This is a genomic window from Ruminococcus sp. zg-924 (assembly GCF_024433635.1).
In the GTDB taxonomy this organism is placed as follows: domain Bacteria; phylum Bacillota; class Clostridia; order Oscillospirales; family Acutalibacteraceae; genus UBA7067.
Genome location: NZ_WNJZ01000014.1, coordinates 1 through 25584, shown reverse-complemented (window position 1 = coordinate 25584; position 25584 = coordinate 1). Strand labels below are relative to the sequence as shown.

Genomic DNA, 25584 nt, shown 5'->3' with positions numbered 1-25584 from the left:
AAATATGAAATCAATCTGTGTAAAAAGTTTAACCAAGGTGTATGATAACCGAGTTACCGCTTTGAAAAACGTAACTCTCAGTATAGAAGAGGGCAGTTTTATTGCTGTTATGGGTCACTCCGGTTCAGGCAAAAGCACACTTCTGCAAATGGCAGGACTTCTTGATTTGCCAAGTGAGGGCAGTGTTGTAATAAACGGCGAAGAGGTGTCAAGCCTTAAAAAGAACGAGCTTGCAAACGTGCGAATGAAAACAATCGGTTTTGTGTTTCAGGCGTTTCACTTAAACCCTCAGCTTAAGGCGTATGAGAATGTTATGCTGCCGATGCTGATAAATCCTGAATATAAAAAGAAGTCGGAAATTGAACAGCATGCAAGAAAGCTGATAGACAAAGTAGGACTAAGCGAGCGTGCCGAGCATTACCCGAATGAGCTTTCAGGCGGAGAGCAGCAGAGAGTAGCAATAGCAAGAGCATTGGCTAATGACCCTGACTTTATTTTAGCCGACGAGCCGACAGGTAATCTTGATTCTGATAACGAGGCGAATATATTTGAACTGCTGAAGGAACTTGCCAAAAGCGGCAAGGGAGTTATGGTTGTGTCGCATAACGAGGCTATACTTGACTATGTAGACAAGGTTTACTATATGAAGGACGGCACTTTGGCGGAGGAAAGAATATGAGAGCGCTCAGGCTTATGCCTCTTGTGAAATCCTCGGTTAAAAACAGCAGGGCAAGAACAGCTGTGTTTTTTATCTTTATTCTGTTTTGTATTACCTGTATATTGCTTACAACGTCGATTATTTTGCCGATGGGCTATAATATGGAGTTTAAGGTTAACCAACATCCATATAACCTTGAACTGACCGCAGAGCTTAGCAAGGGCGACACTGTGGAAAGAAATGTTGAAGAATTGAAGAAGATTCCACACGTTGTCGATGTTTATAAAGCACCTCAAACAATAAGAGTGTTTGACGCCGACGGAAAAATGAATTTAAGCTTTTTCCTTTCATATTTTCACAATGGCTACATACCTGAAATAACATACGGTCGAAATGTAAACGAAGGCGAGAAAAACACAGCGGTTATGCCGGAGTTTGTTAAAATGAATGACCCTGAAACTCAGCTTAGTATTGAGTTTGACTGCAAAACGCTTGTCGGGCAGGTGCTGAAGTTAAGTGATGAAAACCAAAATACATATGAGCTTAATATAGTCGGCACGTTCAACGTAACCGACCCTGCGCTTGATACGGAGGAGATTATCCTTGATGTTGAGCAGCTTAACGCTTATCAGACCAACGTAAACAATGACAGAAATACAGAACCCTACTGCGTTATTATCGACAATTACAGAAATATGAACTCGGTTCAAAGCGCCTGTGACAATATAGCAGAATACAGTTACACAAATTCGTTTAAGATTGATTTGAATAATTTTAATATGTCAATGATAGTTCTGCTTATTGTTTTGACGGTATTCTTGGCAATGGTTGTTATCGGCACATCTGTTTTTGTGTCAAACTGTGTGTCAAGCCGAACACGTGAGCTTGCCTTGTACCGTTCTCTCGGGTATAGATACAGCCATATCTTTATTATTATTTTTACAGAATATCTGCTTATGCTGATTGCAGCGACAATAGCCTCTGTGCTGATTTCTTTTGCTGCTGCAACTATTTTTATCAATCCGTATCTTGATAAAACTATCGGCGGCGGAATTATGTCTATGCAGGTTCAGCTTGATTTTCTCAGCATTGCGCTTGTGTTCTGTGCGTTTCTTTTGATAATTACTATTATTTGTGTTAACGCAACACGCCGAACCGAAAGAATTCCTCTTGCCGTATTGCTCAGGGAAAGATGAAAGTGTTTTAAATTTATAATACAAAAAACGGGCTGACTTTTGTCAACCCGTTAAATTATGTAATGAAGCTTTGTTGAATTTTTTACTTCTCAACAATAGCCTTTGTATCCCTTGCAATAACAAGCTCCTCGTTTGTTGGGATAACATAAACCTTAATCTTGCTGTCCGGCGCAGAGATAAGACCCTCTTTGCCGAGAATCATCTCATCATTCAGTTTTTTGTCAAGCTTAACGCCAAGACAAGCGAGGTTATCACAGATTCTCTCTCTGTGGTGAGCCTGGTTTTCGCCAAGACCTGCTGTAAATGTGATAACGTCGCAGCCGCCTAAAGCTATATAATAGCTGCCGATAAACTTTGAAATTTCATATACAAGCATCTGGTGAGCAAGAATAGCTCTCTCGTTGCCATCTTCAGCTGCCTTTGTAACGTCACGGTCGTCGCTGGATACGCCGGAAATGCCAAGAAGTCCCGACTTCTTGTTGAGCAAATCGCTCATTTCCTCTGGCGAGAGGTGTTCCTTCTCTGCAAGGAAGGTAACAACAGACGGGTCGAGTGTGCCTGTTCTTGTTCCCATCATAAAGCCGTCAAGCGGTGTAAGACCCATGCTTGTGTCTATAACCTTGCCGTCCTCTACTGCAGTGATAGATGAGCCGTTGCCGAGGTGGCAGGAGATAATCTTGATATCCTTGATGTCAACGCCCATAAGCTCGGCACAGCGGTGTGTAACATAGCGGTGTGATGTGCCGTGGAAGCCGTAGCGGCGAATCTGATATTTCTCGTAATACTCGTAGGGGATAGGATAGATGTAGGCATAGTCCGGCATGGTTGAGTGAAATGCAGTGTCAAATACAACAACCTGCGGAACATCCTTGCCGAATACCTCCTGTGAAGCTCTGAGAGCCTGAACGTGACCCTTGTTGTGGAGAGGTGCAAGCGGAATAAGGCTTTCAATGCCCTTAATAACATCATCAGTTACAAGCTCACTCTTGCTGAACAGTGCGCCGCCCTGCACGATTCTGTGACCAAGTGCGCTAACCTCAGAAAGAGTCTTAATAACGCCGTACTCATTGTCAATAAGTGCGTCCTTAACCTGCATAAATGCTACCTTATGGTCAGGCATATCAACATTCTTTTTAAGTACACGTCCGTCCGAAGTCTTATGAGTGAAAATGCCGTCAATGCCAATTCTCTCGCAGTTTCCCTTTGCAAGAACCGTTTCATTGTCCATATCAAAAAGCTGATACTTAAGTGAAGAGCTTCCTGCATTGATTACCAAAATTTTCATTTTTATCCTCCTCATAGTTGCATATAAGTTCTATACTAATATATAATAGTACATAAGAGTAAGAAATTCAACCTTTTTATATCGTTGTTTGTAAAAAATGTATGAAATTACGGTGATTATGTATGAAAATAAGTTGTGTGATAAGCGAATTTAATCCTTTTCATAACGGACACAGATATTTAATTGAAAAGCAGCGACAAAACGGTGCAACCCACATTGTTGCTGTTATGAGCGGAAGCTTTGTGCAAAGGGGAGAGTGTGCTGCGCTTAACAAGCTTGACAGGGCGAAGGCGGCAATTTTAAACGGCGTTGATTTGGTGCTTGAGCTTCCTGCTGTGTGGGCGTGTGCGGCGGCTCCTGTGTTTGCAAGGGGAGGAGTATCAATAATAAAATCAATGGGTGTTGCCGACAGTGTTTTTTTCGGCAGTGAGTGCGGCAATATTAAGCTGATAAGTGACTGTGCCAAGGCTATGCTGTCAGAAAAATTCAAGACAGCTCTTTCGCAAGACGTGAATAATATGCCGTCATACGCCGCTGCTGTTCAGAAATCCGTAACGCAAACAGCAGGGGATGAGTGCGGCAAAATACTATCCTCACCAAATAACCTGCTTGCCGTTGAGTACGTTAAGGAGATTATACTGCAAAATGCCGATGTTAAGGCTGAAACAATCAGCCGCACAGGAGCAGAGCATGACAGCAATGCCGCAAGCGGTGCATTTGCCTCGGCTTCAATGCTGCGTGAAAAAATAGGCGAGCCTGACTTTGTGCGAAACTATATTCCCAAAAATTCAATCCCAATTATTGAAAACGCAGCGGATTCAGGCGATGTTGCCAATATGAACAGCCTTGAAAGGATTTTGATGTATTCTCTGCGCAGTGCAAGCCTAAGCGAATTGTCAAGTCTACCGGAGGTATCCGAAGGACTTGAAAACAGGCTTAAACAGTCGCTCAAAGGCTCAAAAAGCATTGACGAGCTTATTAGCAAGGCGGTCTGCCGACGCTATTCCGCACCGAGAATCCGCAGGGTGCTCTGCTCACTGGTGCTCGGTATCAGTCATGAAATGCAGTCTGCTATGCCGCCGTATATCCGTGTTTTAGGTTTTAATTCAAACGGTACACAGGTGCTTAAGCTTATGAAGAAAAAATGTGCATTGCCGATTATAACAAAGCCTGCGCACTACAAAAAACTGCTTGACGGTAAAGCCGCAGAGTTTTTTGAAAAGGACATTCTTGCCGCAGATATCCGCAGTCTTGCCTGCGGAAAGGCTATGGGCCAAGAGCTGTTGCAGGGAGCAATAATTGCCGGACGTAATTTTTAACAGAACACCGGGGCTTACTCTGAAGGGAGCTGTCACCGCAGGTGACTTAAGGATGATAACTTTTCCGGCAAATTCTTACCAATACTTATAAAAGGCAACAGCCGCCCATCTTTTAACCGATGAACGGCTGTTGCCTTTTAGTTATTCATTGCAAGGAATTTGTTAAGTAATCCGGATATTACACAGCCATTTGCAGTGCAACAATCTGCGCCTTAATTGCGTCAATTACGCTTACTTTGCCGTCCTTGTTCAAATCAGCATTAATAAGCGCCTGACCCGTAAGCTCTTTAATTTGAAGCGCAGCCTTTTGAATGTTAATCGAGTCGGTAAGCGTTACTTTGCCGTCGCCTGTAACATCGCCGGGGACATCGGGTAATGTGAGAGAAACAAATTTAAAACCATTGTTGATTGCGTAGTCTTCTGCGGCTGTGTCAGCGTATCCGTAGATTGTGAAGTCGTCAAATTTTAAATCACCAGAGTCAGGAACAAAATAATACCCAAATGCCCAAGCACCAATACTTGTAACGCTGTTCGGGATGGTTATGCTTTTCAGGGAGGTGCAGTCTTCAAATGCCGAATCGCCAATGCTTGTAACGCTGTCGGGAATTGTTACACTTGTCAAATCATTGCAATTATAAAATGTCCAAGCACCAATACTTGTAACGCTGTCCGGAATGGTTACGCTTTGCAGGGAGTGGCAGTATTCAAATGCACCATCACCAATGCTTGTAACGCTGTTCGGGATGGTTATGCTTTGCAGGGCGAAGCATAAGGAAAATGCCGATTCGCCAATGCTTATAACGCCGTCAGGAATTGTTATGCTTGTCAACTCAAGGGAATTACAAAATGCATAAGCACCAATACTTGTAACGCTGTTCGGGATGGTTACGCTTTGCAGAGAGTCGCAGCTATCAAATGCATAATCACCAATGCTTGTAACACTTTTTCCGCCAATCTCGCTCGGAATTGTAATCTCAGCATCACTGCCTGTGTAGTCTGTTATTATAACCGTATCGTCATAAATTTCGTATTTATAATCACCAAAGTTTTCTGCCGCCGCAGTTGGGAACACCGCAAGACTGAGCATCAGCGCAAAAGCAAGCGCAAACGACACTATGGCTTTAAACGATGAAGTGATTCTTGACTTATATTTTCTTGTGTTTTTCATTGTCTTATCCTCCTGTTAGCGAAATAAAATATCATAATAAGATAACTTTAATATCCTTATAAGAAAAAGTCAATAGATTAAATTTCAATAAAGATAATAATTCTGTAAAAATTTAAATAAATGGTATAATAAGCTTAAATAAATATCCTATCAAGACAACAGGAGTTGCCATGAATTTCTCAGAATTTCTCAGTTAGACTAAAAGCCATACCTAAGGCTGTGGGTATGGCTTTTAAAATTGCATATTATGCGTATTAAATTATTAATCCTCTGAATCCTCTGAATCCCATGAGAGTGTGTAGCTTATACTTTCACCGTCATCGAGTATTTCAAGCTCTGCCTTGCCGTCCTTGCTAAGTTTAGTTTTAACGTCAAGGTCTTTGCTGTCATCTGAATTTGAGAGCGTAAGGTCTTTTTCACTTACGGATATATCCTTGTCAAAGAACTTAAGCTGCTCAGCGGCAAGCTTTGCACAGTCGCTAAGTATGCTTTTGTCAAAAGAGGTGTAGCTGTATTTCAGCGTAATATCTCCGGTTGTACCGGTCAATGTGCTATCTAAGTAGGATACGGTTACATCTGCGCTGTCAAGTTTTGCGTTATCCGAGTCGAATGTAAAACTGTCTGATGCGTATAAGCTAACCTCTTTGAGCTTACCGTTTTGATCCTTTGTGTAGGATACTGTCGGATAGTAATTCTCGTTTGAAATCTTCTTAGCGTAGTCAACAGAGCTGAGCTTTGAAAGTCCCTGCTTTGATAAATCGTCGTTAAAGTCAACATCTGAGTTGTTGAACACCTTGTTTAAGTCATAATATTTTGAAAAATCGTCTTCAAAGTATTTCGGCTTAATTCCCTCCGGTGTGTCGCTTGAATATTCCGGATAGAAGTAAATGCTTATGTTCAGTTCGTCCTCGTCAATCTCGTTGAGGAGATAGTAGCTTCCAAGATCGTTTGACGCTGTTATTGAATCGGAGTCCTCTCTGTCTGAATAAAGCAGGGCATCAATAGCCGTTGAATCAAGCTTTGTAAGCTCTAAAAGCTTCTTTGCAGTTGAACGTAAAACGGATAAATCCACGTCATCGGAGAGTGAATTGAATATCATACTAAGGCTTGTAGGAGCTTTGTTGCCTTTTTCATCTGTGCTAATGAAAACAGAATAGGAAACGCCGTCGTCTATGTAACTGTTAAATATACGTCGGGTTAAGAAGATATTGTTTTGCTCAACATTGTATGATACATAAGAATCCTTGTCATCTACAATATCCTTTATCTCCGGCAGCTTCTCGAATTCCTTGATTGTATCAACCTCGTCAAGACCTAAGCCTGAATCAAATCCGTTCTTCTTGTCAAAGCTTGCCAAATTCAGCTCGTAGTCAGACGGAAGTGCATAACTGCTGTCAAATATTTCATTGCTTGAAACATTTGAATCCTCCTGTGCCTGTGTTTCTGCTTCGGTTTCTTCTTCCGGCAGTGTTTCCGCTATTGCTGTAGGCTGTGTTGCAATAACCTCACCGTTTTTCTGGTTGGAGAACATAATAACGAGTATAATAACTATTACCGCAATAACCAGAGCAGCCGCACCGCCAATAATTAAAGCAAGCTTTGCTCCTTTTGAGATTCCGCTTTTTACGGCAGCGGCGTCCGGAGACATACCGTTGTTAACCGTATCGTGCTGTATGTTCGGCTGAACACTCTGCATATTAGGCTGAGCGGGAGTAGGATTCTGAACGGGAGTAGGATTAGGAGCAACAGGGGGAACAGCAACGCTGCCGCCTGTTAATGTGTTTATAATATCCTTAACCTGTTCCTTGGGAGCAATACAGGTGTTTGATGCCTGAACAAAGGATGAGTAAATGACTGACGAAACAGGTATGTTCGGCGGTGTAATTACAGATAAATCTTGCTCAATAGCCTGCCTTGCATTGTAGAGAGTGCCCTTTACCTCGTCAACTGAGATTGAAAGTGTGTCGGCAATTTCAGCGGTGTTAAGCCCCTGGTTGTAATACATAATAAGTATGAGTTTTTGGTTTGCCGGCAGTGCGTAAATTGTGTTCATAGCAGCAGTGGCAAGGTTAGGAGTAACAGAAAGCTTAGGTGCAGACTCGTCGCTCCAGGATGAGGCCGCCGAACTTATGCTTTGAGGAAAGATGTTAGAGTTGGTTTTGAGTAAGTATTCTTTCGCTTTTTTGTCAACAATTGTGTTGAACCATTTGTCAAAGGCGCTTACATCGGGAATTGTGTTAATGTTGTAAAATGCCTGAAGGTAGCTTTCCTTTACAAGCGAATCGGCGTCGGCTTGATTTTGAACAATTGACTTTGCGGTAAGGTATGCCGACTTGAAGCTTTGCTTGTATAGGCTGCTTACGGCTTTTGTGTCGCCACGCTGAGCAGCCTGAACAAGCTGTGTTGAATTAGCAATCATATTATTTCTCCGGTTTCGTATATTTCCGACTATGTTTAGAATATAATCGAATAGATTTATTTTACCATATTAAATCACAGAAAACAATTCATATACTTCACCAAACAAGTCGATAAAATCCGAGGTTTTGTGTTCAATTCAGGCAAGGATTATTATACTAATATATGTATAAGTGTTTATATATTGCGAGAATTTTACATAATGCCGTGAAAGAAGGAAAAAGTGAAACAGAGCAAGCCCAAATACGCCAACTTGTATTTCGTAACGTAAGTTAATACATATTATATGGTGAATTTTTCAAATTCCGAGAGCGTTTTTCATTGAAAAAAGCCGATGCGTATGCATCGGCTTTTCTGGTGGACCATCAGGGACTCGAACCCCGGACCGACCGGTTATGAGCCGGTTGCTCTAACCAACTGAGCTAATGGTCCTTGTCGTTTTGTTGCCATAACATTATATCAAACTCCTGTTATAATGTCAACAATTTTACAGCAAAAATTTAATATTTTCTTTTTCAGTCTAAAAGCTTATTTCCTTATTGCATATACTTCCTTTTTGTGCTTTAATTAAATTGGGTGATAAGTAATGGTAAATGCAATTTTAACTGAAGCTATGCTGCCGTATCAAGGCAGGGGCGAGAGAAAAATATGGGTGTATGTTCCTCAGCATAATGACGGTGATGTTTTACCTGTAATTTATATGACAGACGGTCAGAATCTTTTTGACAATAACGCAACTGTGTACGGCTGCTTAGATGTTATTGGTGCGGTTGAAAACAAGGTAAAATGCGGAATTACGGGTGCTGCTATTGTCGGAATAGACAACGGAAATATCTACCGTGACAGCGAGCTTACGCCGGACAGCATAGGGACTGTACTTCACACAGAGCTTTTAAACGAAATATTCAAGCCTGAGGGCGAAGGCTTTGACAGCTTTTTGATAAACACAGTTATGCCATATGTTCAGTCCAATTTTCCTGTAAGCTGTGATAAGCGCTTCAATGCTGTTTGTGGCTGTTCATCGGGGGGACTCCAGGCATTTTTTGAGGGAATGGAGCACAGCGACCTTTTTTCTGCTGTCGGCGCACTTTCTCCTGCATTTTTACTCTATTCAAGGCAGGACTGGGAAAGATATCTTGCGCTAAAGCTTACTGAAGAATCGCCGTATATCTATATTTACAGCGGTGCTGTCGGTGAGGAGGAGCAGATGATATTTGAAAGCGTTGAAATGTTGTATGATTTGCTAATTGAGCTTAATTATCCGTATGATAAGCTCAACGAGGTTGTGCTTACGGAAAATGAACATAACGAAAATGCGTGGAGAGAAATCTTTCCAGATTTTTTGCACACGTTTTTGAGTCGAGCCTTTGGTGAATAATAACGTGTTTAACGGCTTAATTTGTTTTTCGACATTTTTGTTGAATTGCTGTCTATATTGTGATAAAATGTAAATTAAGCTGTGGGGGCGTAGCTCAGCTGGGAGAGCGCTGCGTTCGCAACGCAGAGGTCAAGAGTTCAATCCTCTCCGTCTCCACCAGAAAAAGCGCCGCAGGGCGCTTTTTTCAATGAAATAAATACCTATCAAGATTTGTGAAATATGCAGCGGTATATAAGTTTTTTATATGAGCAATATTGATTAAAAGGAGAATTAATATGGATGACGCATCGTTGAAAAGAATAAACGAGCTTGCTAAAAAGAAAAAGACAGTCGGACTTACCGAGGAGGAGCAATCAGAGCAAAAGAAGCTTTACAGGCTATATATTGACGAGATGAAGTCAAGCCTGCGCTCACAGCTTGAAAACACTGACGCTGTTATGCCGGACGGAAAGGTGGTTCCGCTGACAAGCTTCAAAAAAAATAAAGATGACAAGTAAAATTTTGCTGACATAATACAAAAATTCGACAACTGTTTTGGCTTTTTTGTAATATAATATATAAAAAGCTATTGCATAGCAAAGCTAAAATATGTTATACTATTTGCACAGCTTTGATAAATCTAAGCTGCACAAAGGCTCAAGAGGTGTTGAATCATGAATCCGAAAATATTTCAAACCCTGTCATACGGTATGTATGCTATCGGAGTTGAGGGCGAAAACCGCCCGTCAGCCTGCATTGCGAACACTGTTATTCAGATAACTTCCTCGCCTATGATGATTGCTGTGAGTGTGAATCACGAAAATTACTCAAACGAACGCATTAAAGCAACCGGAAAGTTCTCGGTATCCGTTTTGTCTGAGGATACCTCCGGAACGGTTATCGGTGCTCTCGGCTTTAATTCCGGCAGAAATGCGGACAAGCTTGCTAATGTAAATTACAAGCTACTGCGTGAGAATGTGCCGGTATTGCGTGAAAATATTTGCTGTTGGTTTTTGTGCAAGGTCGTAAATACTGTTGAAACCCTGACCCACACTGTCTTTATTGCTGAGGTTAAAGCAGGAAGTGATAACGTCGCTGGCGTTCCGATGACCTATGATTATTACCACCGTGTTATTAAGGGCAGAGCGCCGAAAAATGCTCCGACATATCAGGACAGTGATGCAAAGACAGATAACAGCCCGCAGCTGAAATATGTTTGTCCGATTTGCCGCTTTGAATATAAGGACTCAGAGCAGAAGATACCGTTTGACCAGCTTCCGGACGATTGGAAGTGTCCAATTTGCGGCGTGTCTAAGAAGGAGTTTAAAATTGAGGGATAATTCCCACAATTTGATTATTTGATAAATTAGATAAAAGTAAAAATCCGAGAGCCACAGTGCTTTCGGATTTTTACGGCAATTTTTTGTAAATTCTAAAATTTTACTTGATTTTTTACAGCGAATATTGTATAATACCAAAGTGCTTGTGAGCGCAGAAAATTAATAATTGGAGAGATGTCCGAGCTGGCCGAAGGAGCATGATTGGAAATCATGTGTACGGTAATAACCGTACCCGGGGTTCGAATCCCCGTCTCTCCGCCAAAATGCCGCATAGATAAGCTGTTTTTAAGAGCTTGTCTATGCGGTTTACTTTTTGCTTAAAATCACTTCAATACATGGAAACAATGCGTAATTTACGGTTTATACGGATCACTCGCAGTTGTTTAAAATGAGTTTTTTCACGTGAAGATTATGTACGGTGGTTTTTTCGGTATGCCAGATAATCCTCAAGTATTATTGTTGCCGCAACGCTGTCTATAACGCTCTTGCGCTTTTTGCCTCTTGTGTCAGTAATGTTCAGGTAATTGTGCGCCGTTATTGTTGTGCCTCTTTCGTCCTGCATATCGCACTTTAGCCCCGTCTTTACCGACAGGGCTTTTGCAAATTCCCTCGCTCTTTGTGCCGATTCTCCTTCGCTGCCGTCCATATTTTTCGGCAGTCCCACAACTATCAGTTCGGCTCGGCACTCCTGCGATTTCAAAGCAACTTTATCCGCTAATATATCCAAGTCACGCTCCTCAATCACACACAGCGGTGAGGAGAGAAGCTCGGTTTTATCGCATACAGCAAGACCTGTTCTTGCAAGTCCCAAGTCAACTGACATTATAATCATTTTGCACCTCGTAAAATTATTGAAATATATCGTTTTGGTTTTCCGTTTGGTCATATCCGTAAGCCATAAGCTCAATTCCGTCGCTTGCGGCGTAGAAAACCTCTGAATATTTGTTGTAGCCTAAGCGCTTAAGCTCTTTTTTAAGCCAAATCTCGTTTTTACCTGCGGCGTGAAGATTCTTGAATAATACCTCACCGTCGGAAATAATAGTTGCGTAATAGCCGGCCTTATTTGGAAACAAATGAACATCCTCAGGACGGACAGGACGCTTGCAGGCTTTTGGCAGAAATGTAATTCTGCCGTTGCTTTCAAATACGGCGGTTTCAATATCATCAAGGTTGAAATAGCCGTTTACTCTGCACTGAATCAAAAATTCATTCAAATCAAGCTTTGCTTTCTTAAGGTTGTTTTTGAAGATTTTGCCGTTGCTCATTATGACAAGAGAACGTCCGCCGAAGAAACGCTTTACTCCTGACCATTTTGACGAAGCCAAAGAAATCAGCACAACTACAACAGTATAAATTACCATAGCAGTAAGCGGTTTTAATATGTCATCCTCAAGAGAGGTTGCCATTTCGGCGGCAATAGAGCCTATGGTTATTCCGTTGATATAGTCAAACATTGTCAGCTGTGATATCTGACGGTTGCCCATAAATTTTGTCAGGATAAACAGTGCGGCAAGCGATGCGAGAGAGGCAAGTGCGATTTTAATTAATTCCATAAATTTCACCCATATTCATTGTTTGTAAGAATGGGGAAAATATGCATAAAGAAATCAAGTTTATTTTATCGGGATAAGCATTGGTTTTCTTTGTTTGAATACCGTAATTTCACTGTACCCAAGCTCACATAAAATATCAATTGCCCCGTCAATTCCCTTTCCGAGGTCTTGAATTTTGTGTGCGTCACTGCCAAGAGTAACATATCTGCCGCAAAGCTCCTTATAACGCTTTAAATACGGTATATCTCGGCAGCTGTCTATTGTTTTCAGCGACAGCTCACAGTTGCGGCAGGTGTTAAATTCAAGCGCCTTGTCTCTTTCTGCAAGCAGCGAGAGTAACTCGTCAATCTCATTTTTGTAGTCAGAGAAGTTAACCGCAATTTTGCTCCTGTCGCAAATATATCTCATAGGGTATGTAATGTGTGCAAGACTGTCAAAACCGCCCCACTGCACACATTCACAAAGCTCACGGAAATATTTTTTTATAAGCGATGGTATCTCGTTGCTCTTATAGTCAAGCCAAAAGAAATCTCCCATATCTCTAAGATTATGCGTTGAGCACAGCACAAAGTCAAAGTTTGTAAGACCGAGCACCTCATCGGTTGCCTTTATATTGTGCAGCGGTTCACCAAGCTCTATTCCACATAAAAGCTCTGTTTTGCCCGTATTGATTTTCTGCTGATTTTTTACGTCATTTACAGATTGCGGTAAAAGAACCCTTAAATCGCCGAACTCATCGTCCGGCTCAAAATAGAACGCAGACTCGAAATGGTCGGTTATCGTTAGATAGTCAAGCCCTATTTCATTTGCTCTGTTAAGCATTTCCGAAACGCTGTTTTCTGCGTCAAAGGAATTATTGCTGTGTGTATGGCTGTCAACGATAATTCTGTTTTTCATTGGCCCGCCTCCTTATTTTGTAATGTTGTAAACATAAGAAATATAATTTAATCTGTGTTTGGGTAAAACCCGCCATTACATTGCCAAAAGGCAAAATTCATATTTGCAAAGCAAATATTTCAAATGCTGTAAGTTAGGTCTAAAATTGCATTATAACGTCGCTTATTTGATGACATTGCCTTATATGGTGATATGACATTTTATAAAATTATATCCTCTTGCCGATTCTTTTTCAAGGATTTTCTATTCTTTATTCAGTTTTTTCGTATCAGACCAATAAAAATTTACTTATTTTACAAAATCCGCCTGCGCTATTGACAGGCGGAGCGAAAAATAAGATAATAAGATGTAAAACTATAATTCAGGAGGAAATTTATATGCGTGCGTTTATTACTGTTATCGGCAAGGACACAGTAGGAATCCTTGCAAAGGTGTCATGTGCCTGCGCTGATTACGGCGTTAATATTCAGGAGGTAACTCAGTCCGTATTGCAGGATATGTTTGCAATGATAATGCTTGTTGACATCGACAAGTCGAGCATTCCGTTTGACAAACTGGCTGACAGCCTTTCCTCTTTGGGTGATGAGATGGGACTTAAGATTCACATTATGCATGAAGACATCTTCAACTCAATGCACAGGATTTAATTTTTGGAGGCATTATTTATATGATTAATACACATGATATACTTGAAACAATCAATATGATTGACAACGAAAACCTTGACGTAAGAACAATTACAATGGGTATTTCGCTGCTCGATTGCGTTGATGAGAATATTGATAAGGCTTGCGATAAGGTGTATGACAAAATCTGCCGCTATGCCAAGGACCTTGTAAAAACGGGCGAGGACATTTCAAAGGAGTACGGTATTCCGATTATCAATAAGCGTATTTCTGTAACCCCGGTTGCAATGCTTGCTGCCGCTTGTCCTACAAGCGACCCTGTTAAGTTTGCCCATGCTCTTGAAAAAGCCGCTCAGACAGTCGGCGTAAACTTTATCGGCGGTTACTCTGCACTTGTGCAAAAGGGCTTTGCAAAGGGCGATTATGGTCTTATTGAGAGTATTCCCCGTGCGCTTGCCGAAACAGAGCACGTTTGCTCGTCTGTTAATATAGGCAGCACAAAGGCGGGCATTAATATGGACGCCGTTGCAAAAATGGGCAGAGTTGTTAAAGAAACAGCCGAGCTGACAAAGGACAGAGAGTGCATTGGAGCTGCAAAGCTTGTTGTTTTCTGTAATGCACCCGAGGATAACCCGTTTATGGCGGGTGCCTTCCATGGTCCCGGCGAGCCTGACTGCGAGATTAACGTTGGCGTATCAGGACCGGGCGTTGTGCGTGCAGTTTTGTCAAAGTGCGGCGACTGTGATATTACAGAGGTTGCAAATCTTATCAAAAAGACAGCGTTCAAGATTACAAGAACAGGTCAGCTTGTAGCTCAGGAGGCTTCAAAGCGTCTTTGCGTTCCGTTTGGCATTGTAGATTTATCGCTTGCTCCTACTCCGGCTGTTGGCGACAGCGTTGCCCATATCCTTGAGGAAATGGGTCTTGAGCAGTGCGGCGCACACGGAACAACAGCGGCTCTTGCTCTGCTTAACGATGCGGTTAAGAAGGGCGGTGTAATGGCTTCTTCACACGTTGGCGGTCTTTCCGGTGCGTTTATTCCCGTAACAGAGGACGCAGGTATGATTTCGGCTGCAAAGAGCGGCTGCCTTACACTAACAAAGCTTGAGGCTATGACGGCTGTATGTTCGGTAGGTCTTGATATGATAAATATTCCAGGCGACACAACAGCCGAGGTTATCTCTGCTATTATCGCAGACGAGGCGGCAATCGGTATGGTAAATTCCAAGACAACTGCTGTAAGAGTTATCCCTGCTATCGGCAAAAAAGCAGGAGATTGGCTTGAGTTTGGCGGACTTTTGGGCGGTGGCCCCGTTATGGAGCTTAACACAGCCTCACCTGCAAAATTTATTTCAAGAGGCGGCAGAATTCCTGCTCCGCTGCAGAGCCTTAAAAACTGATTGTTTTGTAAAAACTTAATGTGCATACACACATTCATTTGTTCTATGTAAATAAAGTTTAAAAATTTTTTAAGATATGCTAAATATACCTTGAAAAAATTCTTTCTGAGTGCTATAATAGCGACAACGCTAACACATATACATATTAATATGTATAGTTTTTGCTGTTGTTATCTTTACGTTTCAATGACGAAATGCGAGGACTGCGTTCCTCGCATTTATTTATTTAATCCCGTACGGAGGTGTTCATATGGAGGATATGCTTGCAAAGATTGTTGAAATGGACGAAAAGGCACGTGAGCTTACTGAGGAGGCTAACCGGGAAAAGGTCAACTCTGAGGCAGACATAGCCAAGGCTAAGGAGGACGTTTACAACAACTATATCGAAAAAGCGAGAAAGCGTATCGCCAAAAACGAAATTACGGAACGCAAGGCGGCGGACGAAGAGCTTGAAAAGTTTAAGCTCAAACAAAAGGAATCTCTTGAAAGACTTGAAAAAACCTTCTCGGAAAATTGTGATAAATGGGTTGATGGCATTGTTACTGCTGTAATCAACTCGTAAGCTTAAGCTTATGCATATTTTTAAGAAGGGAGCCTGAGCAATGATTTTTACAAAATATGCAGCAAATGCTATTATAGCAAAGGCAAGATGCAAATACGGCAGGCGACTTAAGGAAAAGGACTATCAGACCCTGCTTGCATGTTCAAGCGTTGGCGAGGTTATGTCTTACCTTAAGACCCACACAAGCTATTCGTCGTTGCTCAATAATATGAACGAGCGTGACGTACACAGGGGTCAGCTTGAGGCTGTGCTTAAACAGCAGCTTATTCATGATTATGCCTCAGTGTCACATTACGAAATAGCAACAGGCGAGTCTTTTTCACAGTTTCTTATAAATAGGGCGGAGGTTGAGCAGCTTTCACATTTTGTAATGCTCTTAGGCTCCGGTAATACGGAAAGATATGTTTTTGATTTGCCTTTGCAGTTTAGCGCCCATACCAAGATAGACTTGCAGGCTATGGCGAAGGCGAGAAATTACAGCGAATTTTTAGCGGCTGTTGAAAAGACAAGATACAAAAAGCTGCTTGAGCCGTTTCGCCCGACAAACAACGGTGAGCTTAATGTTCCTGCAATTGAAAATGCACTTTACTCTGATTTATACAACCGGCTCTTTGAAATCATCAATAACCACACAAAAGGCGAAGAAAAAAGAGGACTTACGGAGCTTTTTACAACTCATATTGATTTGATGAATTTTGTCAGAGTGTTGAGACTTCAGAAGTATTACCACCTTGAACCTGAGGAAATCAGAGCGCAGCTTTTGCCGCACGGCTCTATAAGAGAAGCAGTGCTGAGGCAAATGTGCGAAGCAACCTCGCCCAAGGAGCTTTTCGCAGCGGCTGCTCAGTCGAGCATAGGCAAAAGAATTGCTAAAATGGAATATAGCTACGCCGGTGAGATTGACAGACGAGGTGATTTCAGCTATGCAAAGCGGCAGATACGGTTTTCAACCGTGCCGACTGTTGTAATGATGAGCTACTTCAGCCTTGTCCAAACCGAGCTTACTAACATTATCAATATTATCGAGGGTGTACGATACAAGGTTGACCCTGATACAATAAAAAAACTTTTGATATATCAATAATTTAAGGAGGTAACCAGATGGCTGTTTCTCCAATAAAATCAATTGGTATAATCGGTCTGAGGTCGGAGCTGGAAAAGGTTATCGACATCTGCGGAAGTTCCGGGCAGTTTCAACCTGATGACCCGCTGAATTTCTATTCCGATACAAGGGGCTTTATGCCTGTAACTGACAAAAACCCTTACACCGATCCGCTGTCGGAGTTTACTGAAACTCTAAGTTTTGCCGGTATTGAGCCGGACATAGTGGATGTAAGCGATGTTTTGGACAGCAACGAGCAGGTGCTCGACAGAATAGAAGCTATGAGTCATGAGCTTGAAAGGCTCATTGCAGATAAGGCTGAATTAAACCAAAGGATTGATCAATGCAAGCGCAGCATTGAAGAAGCATCTCATTTTGTTGGAATGGATATGGATTTCGACAAAATTTTCTCTTGCGAATTCATTAAGGCAAATTTCGGCAGATTGCCGCATGACAGCTACAAAAAGCTTGAAAATTACAGGGATGATCCGTATATATCGTTCTTTATTTGTACAGAGGATGAAACGCACTATTGGGGTGTTTATGTTACTCCGATTGACAAGAGAGAGGATATAGACAGGATTTTCTCGGGTTTGTATTTTGAGCATTGCGATATAGACGGTTTCCACGGAACTCCCGAACAGAGTATGAAAATTCTGGGGTCGCACCTTGACGCACTGCTTAAAGATCTTGATGTTGCCCAAAGCAAGCTTGACAGCTACTACAAGTATAACAAAACAGATATAAACCGATATTTCAGCAAAATTTCGGAGCTTGAGCTTTATTCAAGTATCAAGAAAAATGCAATGTATTACCACAAAAGCTTTATTCTTGTCGGCTGGGTTCCCTCAAGCTGTGCAGATGAACTTGTATCAAAGCTTGAGAGCATTGACAGTATAGAGTGTTCTCTTACGGACGGCAAGGACGAGCTAAAGCACTCGCCGCCGATAAAGCTTAAAAATAACTTATTATCAAAGCCGTATGAATATTTCGTTGATATGTACGGTCTGCCGTGCTATAACGAGCCTGACCCGACCTTCTTTGTGTCGCTCACTTTCACAATACTGTTCGGCATAATGTTCGGTGATGTGGGGCAAGGTATAGTCCTTATTATAGCAGGCTATCTGATGTGGAAGCTAAAGAAGATGGATATAGGAAAAATCCTGATGCCGTGCGGAGTGTCGGCAACGCTGTTCGGATTTGTATATGGCTCGGTATTCGGCTTTGAAGATGTTCTGGATCCGCTGTATCACGCAATCGGACTAAGCGGCAAGCCTGTACCTGTGCTTGAAAGCGCAACAATGCTTGTTGTAGTCGCCGCCGGAATAGGTGTTTTCCTTGTGTTAGTTGCAATGCTTTTAAATGTCTATTCGTCGTTAAAACGGCGTGATTTCGGACGGGCAATTTTCCATCCGAGCGGAATCTGCGGAATAATCTTTTACGCATCGCTTGTTGCGGGTTTACTTTGCACACTGTTTGGAATACCCGTTATGAACATTTGGTATGTTCTGTTCCTAATAGTTGTGCCGCTTATCTTTATCTATCTCAACGAGATGTTCACAAAGCTTGTAAACGGCGAGAAAAATTGGAAGCCCGAAAAATGGGGCGAGTATTTGGTGCAGAGCTTCTTTGAGCTGTTTGAAACGCTTTTAAGCTACGTTACAAACACAATGTCATATCTGCGTATCGGCACCTTTGCACTTGTTCACGCCGGAATGATGCTTGTATTCTTTACGCTTGCAGGGTTGCTCGGCGAGCCTGGTTCAATACCGTATATAATTATGGTGGTATTCGGCAATGCCTTTGTTATTGTGCTTGAGGCAACTCTTGTTACAATTCAGGTATTAAGGCTTGAATATTACGAGCTGTTCAGCCGCTACTACATCGGCGGCGGCAGAGCCTTTAACCCTGTAAGGCTGAATAAAAAATAATAAAATGTCAACAACTCCGCAAAGCGGAGCAGAATATTTTAATTTCAGGAGGAATTTATTATGCAGTTAATACTTCTTACTTTACCGGTACTTTTCTTGATTATCTCAATGTATATGTCATACCGTTCGGTTATCAAGCACCGTCGTAGCAGAAAGAGCGCTGTATTAAGACAGCTCTTATCTTTTGCAGCTATGCTTGTGCTTTGCGTTGCTTTCCCGGTTGCAGCCTCGGCTGCCGGCAATGACGCTGCTGCCGCAGCCGAAGCAAGCTACAAGGGCTTGCAGTATATCGGCGCTGGTCTTGTTACAGGCCTTTCCGGTATAGGCGGCGGTATTGCTGTTTGCGGTGCTGCTCCTGCTGCTATCGGCGCAACTTCAGAGGATCCTAAGGCGTTCGGTAAGGCTCTTATCTTCGTTGCTCTTGCAGAAGGTATCGCTATTTACGGTGTACTTATTTCAATCCTTATTCTCTTTGCTTAATTCGCTTCGCAGCGGAATTAGACGAAAGCTTTGGTGAGATAAATGCGTTTTTACTTAATCAGTGACAATGTAGATACTCAAATCGGTATGCGCCTTGCAGGCATTGACGGCATTGTTATCCACAGTGATGACGAGGTTCGCAAGGCTTTGACCGAGGCAATGGAGATGGAGGACGTTGCCGTTATATTGATGACAGAACGGCTTGTTTCCCTTTGTCCGGAGCTTATTTATGATTTAAAGCTTAACAGGCAGCGTCCTTTGATTGTTGAAATTCCCGACCGTCACGGTAATGGAAGAACAAAGGACTCAATCACAAGATATGTTCAGGAGGCAATAGGGGTTAAGCTTTAACCCCTTGCCTCTTACAAGATTATTACTCAAAACTATTCGGAGAGGAATGGTTAGTATGTCGCCTGATACAAAAACAGGTAACTTCTTAAACGCTATACAAAAATTTGCTGACGAGCAGAAACATATGATTCGTTCAGAGGTTGAAAAATTTAAGGCTGAGGAGCTTAAGAAGGCTGAGGACGAGGGCATAAGAGATGCTCATGCGTTAATTCAAAGAGAAATGGCATCAATGCGTGCCGGTATTGCAGGCGAGCTCGCCAAAAAGGAAGACGAAGGCAAGCGTGCACTGTATAAAAGACGTGAAGAAATGGTGAGAGAAATTTTTGAAAAGTCCAAGGATAAGCTTTTGGATTACACAAAAACAGCCGAATATAAGGCTGCTCTCAAAAACGATGCTCAGCAGGCTGCCGACTTCTTTGGCAGCGAGGAACTCACCGTTTATCTCAAAAGCGACGATATGGCGCTTGAGGGTGAGCTTTCAACTATATTTGGAAATAATTGCAGCTTTACCGCTGCTTCAGACATTATAATCGGTGGTTTCAAGGCACAGTGCGGTAACAGAGGCATTGTTGTTGATTTTACCCTCGATACAAAGCTTGAAAACCAAAAGGGCTGGTTCTTGCAAAACTCCAACCTTAAGATTTAGCCCTTGTTCCCGGTGAACAAATTTTGATGTGGCGGAGGTTGAATTTGATGGCAAATAAGAATGTAATATACGGCATTAACGGCCCTGTTGTTACCGTGAAAAATGCCAAGGACTTTTCGATGATGGAAATGGTTTATGTCGGCGAGGAAAGGCTTGTCGGCGAAATCATCGGAATAACAGACAACACCACAACCGTACAGGTTTATGAGGAAACCTCGGGCTTAAAGCCGGGTGACCCGATAGTTGGCACAGGTGCGCCAATGAACGTAACTCTCGGTCCCGGAATAATAGACAACATATTTGACGGCATTGAAAGACCGTTGTCGGAAATTGAAAAAAGCTCGGGTGCATTTATTTCAAGAGGTGCAAGCGTACCTTCGCTTGACCCTAATAAAAAGTGGAATGTTACAATAAAGGTTAAGCCGGGCGACAAGCTCTTTGGCGGACAAATTTACGCAACACTCCCCGAAACACCGATAATTGAGCACCGTCTGCTTGTTCCTCCTCTTGTTAAGGAGTGCGAGGTAATAAGCGTTAAACCGGACGGCGAATATACCCTTCACGATACAATAGTAACTGTAAAGGACGAAAACGGTAAGGAAATGGAGCTTACGCTCTGCCAAAAGTGGCCTATCCGTACCCCACGTCCCGTTAAAAACAGATTGTCCGCATCTATTCCGCTTGTAACAGGTCAGAGAGTTATCGACACGCTGTTCCCAATAGCAAAGGGCGGCACAGCAGCAATACCGGGCGGCTTCGGCACAGGTAAAACAATGACTCAGCATCAGCTTGCAAAATGGTGTGACGCAGATATTATTATATATGTAGGCTGCGGTGAGCGTGGCAACGAAATGAGTCAGGTTTTGCAGGAGTTCTCGGAGCTTATTGACCCGAAGTCAAACAGACCTATGACAGACAGAACAGTGCTTATAGCAAATACATCCAATATGCCTGTTGCGGCTCGTGAGGCTTCAATTTACACAGGTGTTACACTTGCCGAGTATTATCGTGATATGGGTTACAACTGTGCTATTATGGCAGACTCAACCTCACGTTGGGCAGAGGCTCTGCGTGAAATCAGCGGACGTCTTGAGGAAATGCCTGCCGAGGAAGGCTTCCCGGCTTATCTTCCGTCAAGACTTTCTGAGTTCTACGAAAGAGCATGCCTTGCAGATACACTTTGCGGAGCACAAGGTTCTGTAACAATGATAGGTGCCGTATCACCACAGGGCGGTGATATGAGTGAGCCTGTAACGCAGAATACAAAGCGTTTCACACGTTGCTTCTGGGCGCTTGACAAGGATTTGGCTTATTCAAGACATTATCCGGCTATCAACTGGCTTTCAAGCTACAGTGAATACTTCACAGACCTTGACCCATGGTTTGTAAAAAATGTGGGTGAGGACTTTATAAAATACAGGGGAAGAATAAGCGCACTCCTTCAGGAGGAAAGCTCGCTTATGGAGATTGTTAAGCTTATCGGCTCAGATGTTCTGCCGGATGATCAAAAGCTTGTTATCGAAACCTGCCGTGTAATCAGAGTTGGCTTTTTGCAGCAGAACGCCTTCCATCCGGAGGACACATACGTTCCGCTTGAAAAGCAGAAGCAGATGATGAAGACTATTCTCTATCTGCACAAAAAGGCAAAGCATCTTGTTGGCGCTGGAATTCCTATTTCAAGAGTGCTTGAAACAGGACTTTTCGATAAGCTGACAAAGATGAAGTACGATATACCTAACAACAAGCTTGAAATGTTTGATCAGTACAGAGCTGAAATCAGAGAGAAGCTTGCACAGGCAGCACAGGCTTAAGAGAGAAAGAAGGTTTTTGAATTGATTATAGATTATGTTGGCGTAAAGGAAATCAATGGCTCTCTTATAGTTATAGACGGCGTTCAGGATGCGTCCTTTGATGAGATTGTAGAAATTCGTCTTGACAACGGCACACGACGTCAGGGAAGAATTGTTCAGATGGACGGTCAGCGCATTGTTGTGCAGGTTTTTGAAGGCACAAGAGGGCTTTCACTTGAAAACACAAGAACAAGACTTACCGGTCACCCAATGGAAATTGCACTCTCGCCTGAGATTATCGGCAGAGTGTTTGACGGTGTGGGCAGACCGATTGATGGGCTTGGTGATATTTTTCCCGATAAAAAGGCAGACATAAACGGCACGCCTATAAACCCTGTTTCAAGAGTTTATCCGCAGAATTATATAAACACCGGTATTTCAACAATAGACACGCTTATGACACTTATCAGAGGTCAGAAGCTTCCTATATTCTCAGGCTCAGGTATGAGTCACAATGAGCTTGCGGTTCAGATAGTACGTCAGGCAAAGATTGCCGATGAAGCGGGACAGGGCTTCTGCGTTGTATTTGCCGCAATGGGTGTAAAGAATGACGTAGCGGATTACTTCCGCCGCAGCTTTGAGGAAAGCGGAGTTTTGCAGAGGGTTGTAATGTTTTTAAACCTTTCAAACGACCCTATCATCGAGAGAACCCTTACTCCTCGCTGTGCGCTTACAGCAGCCGAGTACCTCGCATTTACTCTTAATATGCACGTTCTCGTTATTATGACAGACATCACCTCATACGCTGAGGCTTTGCGTGAGTTCAGCTCATCAAAGGGCGAGATTCCGGGCAGAAAGGGCTATCCGGGTTATCTCTATTCCGACCTTGCATCTTTATATGAGCGTGCGGGAATGGTTAAAGGTTCAACCGGTTCTGTAACCCAAATTCCTATTCTTACAATGCCAAACGATGATATTACTCACCCGATACCTGACCTTACAGGATATATTACAGAGGGTCAGATAGTTCTCGACAGAGCATTGCAGGGTCAGGGGCTTTATCCGCCTGTTTCTGTTCTGCCGTCACTTTCACGTCTTATGAAGGACGGCATCGGCGAAGGCTTTACAAGAGCAGACCATCCGGCGCTTCAGAACCAGCTTTTCGCTTCTGTCGCAAAGGTGAATGACGCACGAAGCCTTGCTTCTGTTATAGGTGAGGAAGAACTGTCGCCTACTGATAAAAAGTATATGCAGTTTGGTAAATTGTTTGAAACATATTTTGTAAATCAGGGATTTTCAACCAACCGTTCAATTGATGAAAGCCTTGACTTAGGCTGGAAGCTGCTCGGCACACTTCCAAGAGCAGAGCTTGACCGTGTTGACGACGCTATTCTCGACGAGTATTATAATGAAACCTCACCGGAGGACTTTAAGCAATAAATATCTTAATCTAAGGTGGTGAATATTGTGGGTTCACAGGTTACTGCAACAAAGGGTAATTTAATGAGTACGAAAAAGACCCTTGCACTTGCAAAAATGGGTTATGAGTTGCTCGATAAAAAACGCAATATTCTTATTCGTGAAATGATGACCCTGATTGACAGGGCTAATGAAATACAGGGCAAGATAGACGATGCTTACAGTGAAGCCTACCTTGCCTTACAGAGAGCTAACATTCTCTCCGGCTTTTGCGATGAAATTGCACGCAGTGTTCCGCTTGAGAATAGTCTTAAGCTTTCGTACCGCAGCGTTATGGGCGTTGAAATTCCAATAGTATCAATGCAGGAGGAAAGTAAACCCGGTTTGCATTATGGCCTTTTCAACACAAGCTCACCGCTTGACGACGCATACCTTAAGTTCAACGAGGTTAAGGTGTTCACAACAGAGCTTGCCGAGGTTGAGAACAGTGTTTACAGACTTGCCGACTCAATTAAGAAAACCCAAAAACGTGCAAATGCACTGAAAAATATTATGATACCAAAGTTTGAAGCGGCAGTTAAGTTTATTACCGATGCGCTTGAGGAAAAGGAAAGAGAAGAGTTTTCTCGCCTTAAGGTAATCAAAAGGCAAAAATCACAGCAGGACAAATAATAAAATTATATATTTCCGACGTTTACCCGCCGGAAATATTTTTTTGCCGAATTTTCAAATTCTTTTCTCAATTATAGCTACAATCTTCCTTATCTTCAAATCAAGCGCAACGCAGATTTGATACAGCGTTTCAAGCGTTGGTTTTCGTTTTTATCTTTTACAGCACTCAAATGTGTTATGCCAATGTCGGGCAAGCCGCTTTTGAGCTAACCAAAGGCGGCTGTTGATTGCTGTTCGCTTCTTGTCTTTTCTATCCATATGTGATAAACTTAAATTCTAAATAGAGGTAATGTTACTGACTTTGCCACAGGCAAAAGTCACTGCAATTCAGTAAACGGACGACATTGCCAATGGGGTGAGAGCATTTGAAAAAGTTTGATAAAACGCCTGTGTTTGCCACGTCGGATATAATCATAATACTCTTTGTCGCATTGCTTGCTCTTGTTTCCATACTGTTTATTGTCAATAATAAAACCTCTCATGAAAATGTATCCGTAAAGCTTGGCGGCAGAGTTTATGCAGAGTATTCGCTTGATAAAGTCGGTGAGTACGAAATTGTAGGCGAAAACGATATAAGACTTACCCTTGTGGTTGAGCATGACGGCGTAAGAGTAAAAAATGCCGGTTGCCCTGATAAGCTTTGCGAAAAGACAGGTAAAATAAGCGCAGCAGGGCAGAGTATAATCTGCCTGCCGGGTAAAATTTCTGTATCGCTTACGGGTGGTTCGGAAAATATTGATGCGGCAGTGGGGTGACGAGATGAACAACAGCAAAGCCTATTTTATAACACGCTGTGCACTTTTGTGCGCTGTTGCAGTTGTACTTTCAATGCTTGAATCAATGCTGCCTGCACCCGTGTTCCTTGTGCCCGGATGCCGCTTGGGTCTTGCAAATCTTGCAGTAATAATCGCAATACCCGTAACAGGCTCCGGCGGTGCGTTTTTGGTTGTGATTGTGAAGGCTATGTTTATTTTTGTGACAAGAGGTGTTACTGCGGGCCTTATGAGCCTTTCAGGAGGCCTTGTGAGCCTTTGCGTTATGCTTTTGCTTTTTCGTTGCAGGCATTTCGGCTTTGTAGGCGTTTCTGTTGCAAGCGCAGCGGCACATAATACAGCGCAGCTTGCCGTTGCGGCATTGCTTATGTCGGATATCCGAGTTTTCTCGTTTGTGTGGCTTTACCTTTTGCTGTCGATTGTGACAGGAGCGCTTACCGGAACAGCCGCAGGGATAATTATTCCGCCGCTTAGTAAGGCGTTGAAGATAAAGAGCAGGACGGTTTTATAAAAGTGAAGTGAACCCCAAAGTTTAGACAAAATTAAATATTAAATTACTTGAGAATGAGTTCGGTATTGTACCGGGCTCATTTTCAGTTTTGATACAATTCGTTCATTGTTGTAGTAATCGATGTATTTCT

The 25584-nt window shown here is 42.6% G+C and carries 26 protein-coding genes and 3 tRNA genes; 21 read left to right on the top strand and 8 right to left on the bottom strand.

The window, feature by feature from the left end; genetic code table 11:
* Positions 1 to 4 precede the first annotated feature (4 nt).
* Both GMA13_RS07775 and GMA13_RS07770 read left to right on the top strand, forming a co-directional pair.
* Positions 5 to 679 carry an ABC transporter ATP-binding protein gene (locus GMA13_RS07775; protein ID WP_255883735.1) on the top strand — a complete coding sequence of 225 codons (675 nt, stop codon included), beginning with the start codon at positions 5 to 7 and terminating at the stop codon, positions 677 to 679.
* Positions 676 to 1854: an ABC transporter permease gene (locus GMA13_RS07770; RefSeq protein WP_255883737.1), complete on the top strand. Its 1179-nt coding sequence runs from the start codon at positions 676 to 678 to the stop codon at positions 1852 to 1854. Before GMA13_RS07775 ends, GMA13_RS07770 begins: the two co-directional genes overlap by 4 nt.
* An 82-nt stretch (positions 1855 to 1936) precedes the next feature.
* Here GMA13_RS07770 and GMA13_RS07765 read toward each other — a convergent pair whose 3' ends face one another.
* Positions 1937 to 3139, bottom strand: coding sequence for an acetate/propionate family kinase (locus tag GMA13_RS07765; protein ID WP_255883739.1), 1203 nt, complete (start codon positions 3137 to 3139; stop codon positions 1937 to 1939).
* Between the two features lie 122 nt (positions 3140 to 3261).
* Here GMA13_RS07765 and GMA13_RS07760 point away from each other — a divergent pair, with 122 nt between their 5' ends.
* Positions 3262 to 4458: a nucleotidyltransferase family protein gene (locus GMA13_RS07760; protein WP_255883740.1), complete on the top strand. Its 1197-nt coding sequence runs from the start codon at positions 3262 to 3264 to the stop codon at positions 4456 to 4458.
* A 178-nt stretch (positions 4459 to 4636) separates the two neighbouring features.
* Here GMA13_RS07760 and GMA13_RS07755 read toward each other — a convergent pair whose 3' ends face one another.
* From GMA13_RS07755 to GMA13_RS07745, 3 genes are all read right to left on the bottom strand, one after another.
* On the bottom strand, positions 4637 to 5626 hold the full coding sequence (locus GMA13_RS07755; RefSeq protein WP_255883742.1) for a leucine-rich repeat protein: 990 nt from the start codon (positions 5624 to 5626) through the stop codon (positions 4637 to 4639).
* A 262-nt stretch (positions 5627 to 5888) separates the two neighbouring features.
* Positions 5889 to 8045: an RNA polymerase sigma factor gene (locus GMA13_RS07750; protein ID WP_255883744.1), complete on the bottom strand. Its 2157-nt coding sequence runs from the start codon at positions 8043 to 8045 to the stop codon at positions 5889 to 5891.
* A gap of 354 nt (positions 8046 to 8399) precedes the next feature.
* Positions 8400 to 8476 (bottom strand) — tRNA-Ile (locus GMA13_RS07745).
* 154 nt (positions 8477 to 8630) lie between these two features.
* Here GMA13_RS07745 and GMA13_RS07740 point away from each other — a divergent pair.
* The 5 genes from GMA13_RS07740 to GMA13_RS07720 all read left to right on the top strand — a co-directional run bounded on the left by GMA13_RS07740 (position 8631) and on the right by GMA13_RS07720 (position 11002).
* Positions 8631 to 9422: an esterase family protein gene (locus tag GMA13_RS07740; protein WP_255883746.1), complete on the top strand. Its 792-nt coding sequence runs from the start codon at positions 8631 to 8633 to the stop codon at positions 9420 to 9422.
* An 83-nt stretch (positions 9423 to 9505) separates the two neighbouring features.
* Positions 9506 to 9581: transfer RNA gene (locus tag GMA13_RS07735), tRNA-Ala, on the top strand.
* Between the two features lie 116 nt (positions 9582 to 9697).
* Positions 9698 to 9919 (top strand): DUF896 domain-containing protein, encoded by a 222-nt coding sequence (locus GMA13_RS07730; protein ID WP_255883747.1) that lies wholly within the window; start codon positions 9698 to 9700, stop codon positions 9917 to 9919.
* Between the two features lie 156 nt (positions 9920 to 10075).
* On the top strand, positions 10076 to 10741 hold the full coding sequence (locus GMA13_RS07725) for a flavin reductase (protein WP_255883749.1): 666 nt from the start codon (positions 10076 to 10078) through the stop codon (positions 10739 to 10741).
* A 168-nt stretch (positions 10742 to 10909) separates the two neighbouring features.
* Positions 10910 to 11002: transfer RNA gene (locus GMA13_RS07720), tRNA-Ser, on the top strand.
* Between the two features lie 148 nt (positions 11003 to 11150).
* On the opposite strand, the gene ruvX is transcribed toward GMA13_RS07720, so the two are convergent.
* From ruvX to GMA13_RS07705, 3 genes are read right to left on the bottom strand one after another with little or no spacing between them, the layout of a single operon-like run.
* Entirely contained in the window at positions 11151 to 11573 is a 423-nt protein-coding gene (gene ruvX / locus GMA13_RS07715) for a Holliday junction resolvase RuvX (RefSeq protein ID WP_255883751.1), read from the bottom strand.
* 16 nt (positions 11574 to 11589) lie between these two features.
* Complete coding sequence (locus GMA13_RS07710) at positions 11590 to 12294, bottom strand: DUF421 domain-containing protein (protein ID WP_255883753.1); 705 nt, start codon at positions 12292 to 12294, stop codon at positions 11590 to 11592.
* Between the two features lie 60 nt (positions 12295 to 12354).
* Positions 12355 to 13191, bottom strand: coding sequence for a histidinol-phosphatase HisJ family protein (locus tag GMA13_RS07705; RefSeq protein WP_255883754.1), 837 nt, complete (start codon positions 13189 to 13191; stop codon positions 12355 to 12357).
* A gap of 377 nt (positions 13192 to 13568) precedes the next feature.
* Between GMA13_RS07705 and GMA13_RS07700 the strand changes: the two genes are divergently transcribed.
* From GMA13_RS07700 to GMA13_RS07640, 13 genes are all read left to right on the top strand, one after another.
* Positions 13569 to 13838 (top strand): ACT domain-containing protein, encoded by a 270-nt coding sequence (locus GMA13_RS07700; RefSeq protein ID WP_255883756.1) that lies wholly within the window; start codon positions 13569 to 13571, stop codon positions 13836 to 13838.
* A 20-nt stretch (positions 13839 to 13858) separates the two neighbouring features.
* A complete protein-coding gene (locus GMA13_RS07695; RefSeq protein ID WP_255883758.1) occupies positions 13859 to 15217 on the top strand; it encodes a PFL family protein in 1359 nt (452 codons plus the stop codon).
* 250 nt (positions 15218 to 15467) lie between these two features.
* Positions 15468 to 15779, top strand: a complete 312-nt coding sequence (locus tag GMA13_RS07690) for a hypothetical protein (RefSeq protein ID WP_255883760.1) — start codon at positions 15468 to 15470, stop codon at positions 15777 to 15779.
* A gap of 40 nt (positions 15780 to 15819) precedes the next feature.
* A complete protein-coding gene (locus GMA13_RS07685; RefSeq protein WP_255883762.1) occupies positions 15820 to 16863 on the top strand; it encodes a V-type ATPase subunit in 1044 nt (347 codons plus the stop codon).
* A gap of 17 nt (positions 16864 to 16880) precedes the next feature.
* Positions 16881 to 18812 carry a V-type ATP synthase subunit I gene (locus GMA13_RS07680; RefSeq protein WP_255883763.1) on the top strand — a complete coding sequence of 644 codons (1932 nt, stop codon included), beginning with the start codon at positions 16881 to 16883 and terminating at the stop codon, positions 18810 to 18812.
* A gap of 60 nt (positions 18813 to 18872) precedes the next feature.
* Positions 18873 to 19292: an ATP synthase subunit C gene (locus GMA13_RS07675; protein WP_255883765.1), complete on the top strand. Its 420-nt coding sequence runs from the start codon at positions 18873 to 18875 to the stop codon at positions 19290 to 19292.
* 42 nt (positions 19293 to 19334) lie between these two features.
* A complete protein-coding gene (locus GMA13_RS07670) occupies positions 19335 to 19643 on the top strand; it encodes a V-type ATP synthase subunit F (protein WP_255883766.1) in 309 nt (102 codons plus the stop codon).
* A gap of 46 nt (positions 19644 to 19689) precedes the next feature.
* Positions 19690 to 20289 (top strand): V-type ATP synthase subunit E, encoded by a 600-nt coding sequence (locus tag GMA13_RS07665; RefSeq protein ID WP_255883767.1) that lies wholly within the window; start codon positions 19690 to 19692, stop codon positions 20287 to 20289.
* Positions 20290 to 20336: 47 nt separating this feature from the next.
* Complete coding sequence (locus GMA13_RS07660) at positions 20337 to 22100, top strand: V-type ATP synthase subunit A (protein WP_255883769.1); 1764 nt, start codon at positions 20337 to 20339, stop codon at positions 22098 to 22100.
* Between the two features lie 21 nt (positions 22101 to 22121).
* Positions 22122 to 23519 carry a V-type ATP synthase subunit B gene (locus GMA13_RS07655; protein ID WP_255883770.1) on the top strand — a complete coding sequence of 466 codons (1398 nt, stop codon included), beginning with the start codon at positions 22122 to 22124 and terminating at the stop codon, positions 23517 to 23519.
* A 27-nt stretch (positions 23520 to 23546) separates the two neighbouring features.
* Positions 23547 to 24170, top strand: a complete 624-nt coding sequence (locus GMA13_RS07650) for a V-type ATP synthase subunit D (protein WP_255883772.1) — start codon at positions 23547 to 23549, stop codon at positions 24168 to 24170.
* A 365-nt stretch (positions 24171 to 24535) separates the two neighbouring features.
* Positions 24536 to 24925, top strand: coding sequence for a NusG domain II-containing protein (locus GMA13_RS07645; RefSeq protein WP_255883774.1), 390 nt, complete (start codon positions 24536 to 24538; stop codon positions 24923 to 24925).
* Positions 24909 to 25454 (top strand): Gx transporter family protein, encoded by a 546-nt coding sequence (locus GMA13_RS07640; RefSeq protein ID WP_255883776.1) that lies wholly within the window; start codon positions 24909 to 24911, stop codon positions 25452 to 25454. The genes GMA13_RS07645 and GMA13_RS07640 overlap by 17 nt, the downstream gene beginning before the upstream one ends.
* Before the next feature lie 38 nt (positions 25455 to 25492).
* On the opposite strand, the gene GMA13_RS07635 is transcribed toward GMA13_RS07640, so the two are convergent.
* Positions 25493 to 25584: IS3 family transposase (locus GMA13_RS07635; protein ID WP_255883785.1), on the bottom strand; the 92-nt coding region annotated here is incomplete at its 5' end.

Bases quoted from the DNA above. Each gene is read 5' to 3' on its own strand.
- GMA13_RS07775 (WP_255883735.1), top strand. From the start codon at position 5: ATGAAATCAATCTGTGTAAAAAGTTTAACCAAGGTGTATGATAACCGA.
- GMA13_RS07770 (WP_255883737.1), top strand. From the start codon at position 676: ATGAGAGCGCTCAGGCTTATGCCTCTTGTGAAATCCTCGGTTAAAAAC.
- GMA13_RS07765 (WP_255883739.1), bottom strand. From the start codon at position 3,139: ATGAAAATTTTGGTAATCAATGCAGGAAGCTCTTCACTTAAGTATCAG.
- GMA13_RS07760 (WP_255883740.1), top strand. From the start codon at position 3,262: ATGAAAATAAGTTGTGTGATAAGCGAATTTAATCCTTTTCATAACGGA.
- GMA13_RS07755 (WP_255883742.1), bottom strand. From the start codon at position 5,626: ATGAAAAACACAAGAAAATATAAGTCAAGAATCACTTCATCGTTTAAA.
- GMA13_RS07750 (WP_255883744.1), bottom strand. From the start codon at position 8,045: ATGATTGCTAATTCAACACAGCTTGTTCAGGCTGCTCAGCGTGGCGAC.
- GMA13_RS07740 (WP_255883746.1), top strand. From the start codon at position 8,631: ATGGTAAATGCAATTTTAACTGAAGCTATGCTGCCGTATCAAGGCAGG.
- GMA13_RS07730 (WP_255883747.1), top strand. From the start codon at position 9,698: ATGGATGACGCATCGTTGAAAAGAATAAACGAGCTTGCTAAAAAGAAA.
- GMA13_RS07725 (WP_255883749.1), top strand. From the start codon at position 10,076: ATGAATCCGAAAATATTTCAAACCCTGTCATACGGTATGTATGCTATC.
- ruvX (WP_255883751.1), bottom strand. From the start codon at position 11,573: ATGATTATAATGTCAGTTGACTTGGGACTTGCAAGAACAGGTCTTGCT.
- GMA13_RS07710 (WP_255883753.1), bottom strand. From the start codon at position 12,294: ATGGAATTAATTAAAATCGCACTTGCCTCTCTCGCATCGCTTGCCGCA.
- GMA13_RS07705 (WP_255883754.1), bottom strand. From the start codon at position 13,191: ATGAAAAACAGAATTATCGTTGACAGCCATACACACAGCAATAATTCC.
- GMA13_RS07700 (WP_255883756.1), top strand. From the start codon at position 13,569: ATGCGTGCGTTTATTACTGTTATCGGCAAGGACACAGTAGGAATCCTT.
- GMA13_RS07695 (WP_255883758.1), top strand. From the start codon at position 13,859: ATGATTAATACACATGATATACTTGAAACAATCAATATGATTGACAAC.
- GMA13_RS07690 (WP_255883760.1), top strand. From the start codon at position 15,468: ATGGAGGATATGCTTGCAAAGATTGTTGAAATGGACGAAAAGGCACGT.
- GMA13_RS07685 (WP_255883762.1), top strand. From the start codon at position 15,820: ATGATTTTTACAAAATATGCAGCAAATGCTATTATAGCAAAGGCAAGA.
- GMA13_RS07680 (WP_255883763.1), top strand. From the start codon at position 16,881: ATGGCTGTTTCTCCAATAAAATCAATTGGTATAATCGGTCTGAGGTCG.
- GMA13_RS07675 (WP_255883765.1), top strand. From the start codon at position 18,873: ATGCAGTTAATACTTCTTACTTTACCGGTACTTTTCTTGATTATCTCA.
- GMA13_RS07670 (WP_255883766.1), top strand. From the start codon at position 19,335: ATGCGTTTTTACTTAATCAGTGACAATGTAGATACTCAAATCGGTATG.
- GMA13_RS07665 (WP_255883767.1), top strand. From the start codon at position 19,690: ATGGTTAGTATGTCGCCTGATACAAAAACAGGTAACTTCTTAAACGCT.
- GMA13_RS07660 (WP_255883769.1), top strand. From the start codon at position 20,337: ATGGCAAATAAGAATGTAATATACGGCATTAACGGCCCTGTTGTTACC.
- GMA13_RS07640 (WP_255883776.1), top strand. From the start codon at position 24,909: ATGCGGCAGTGGGGTGACGAGATGAACAACAGCAAAGCCTATTTTATA.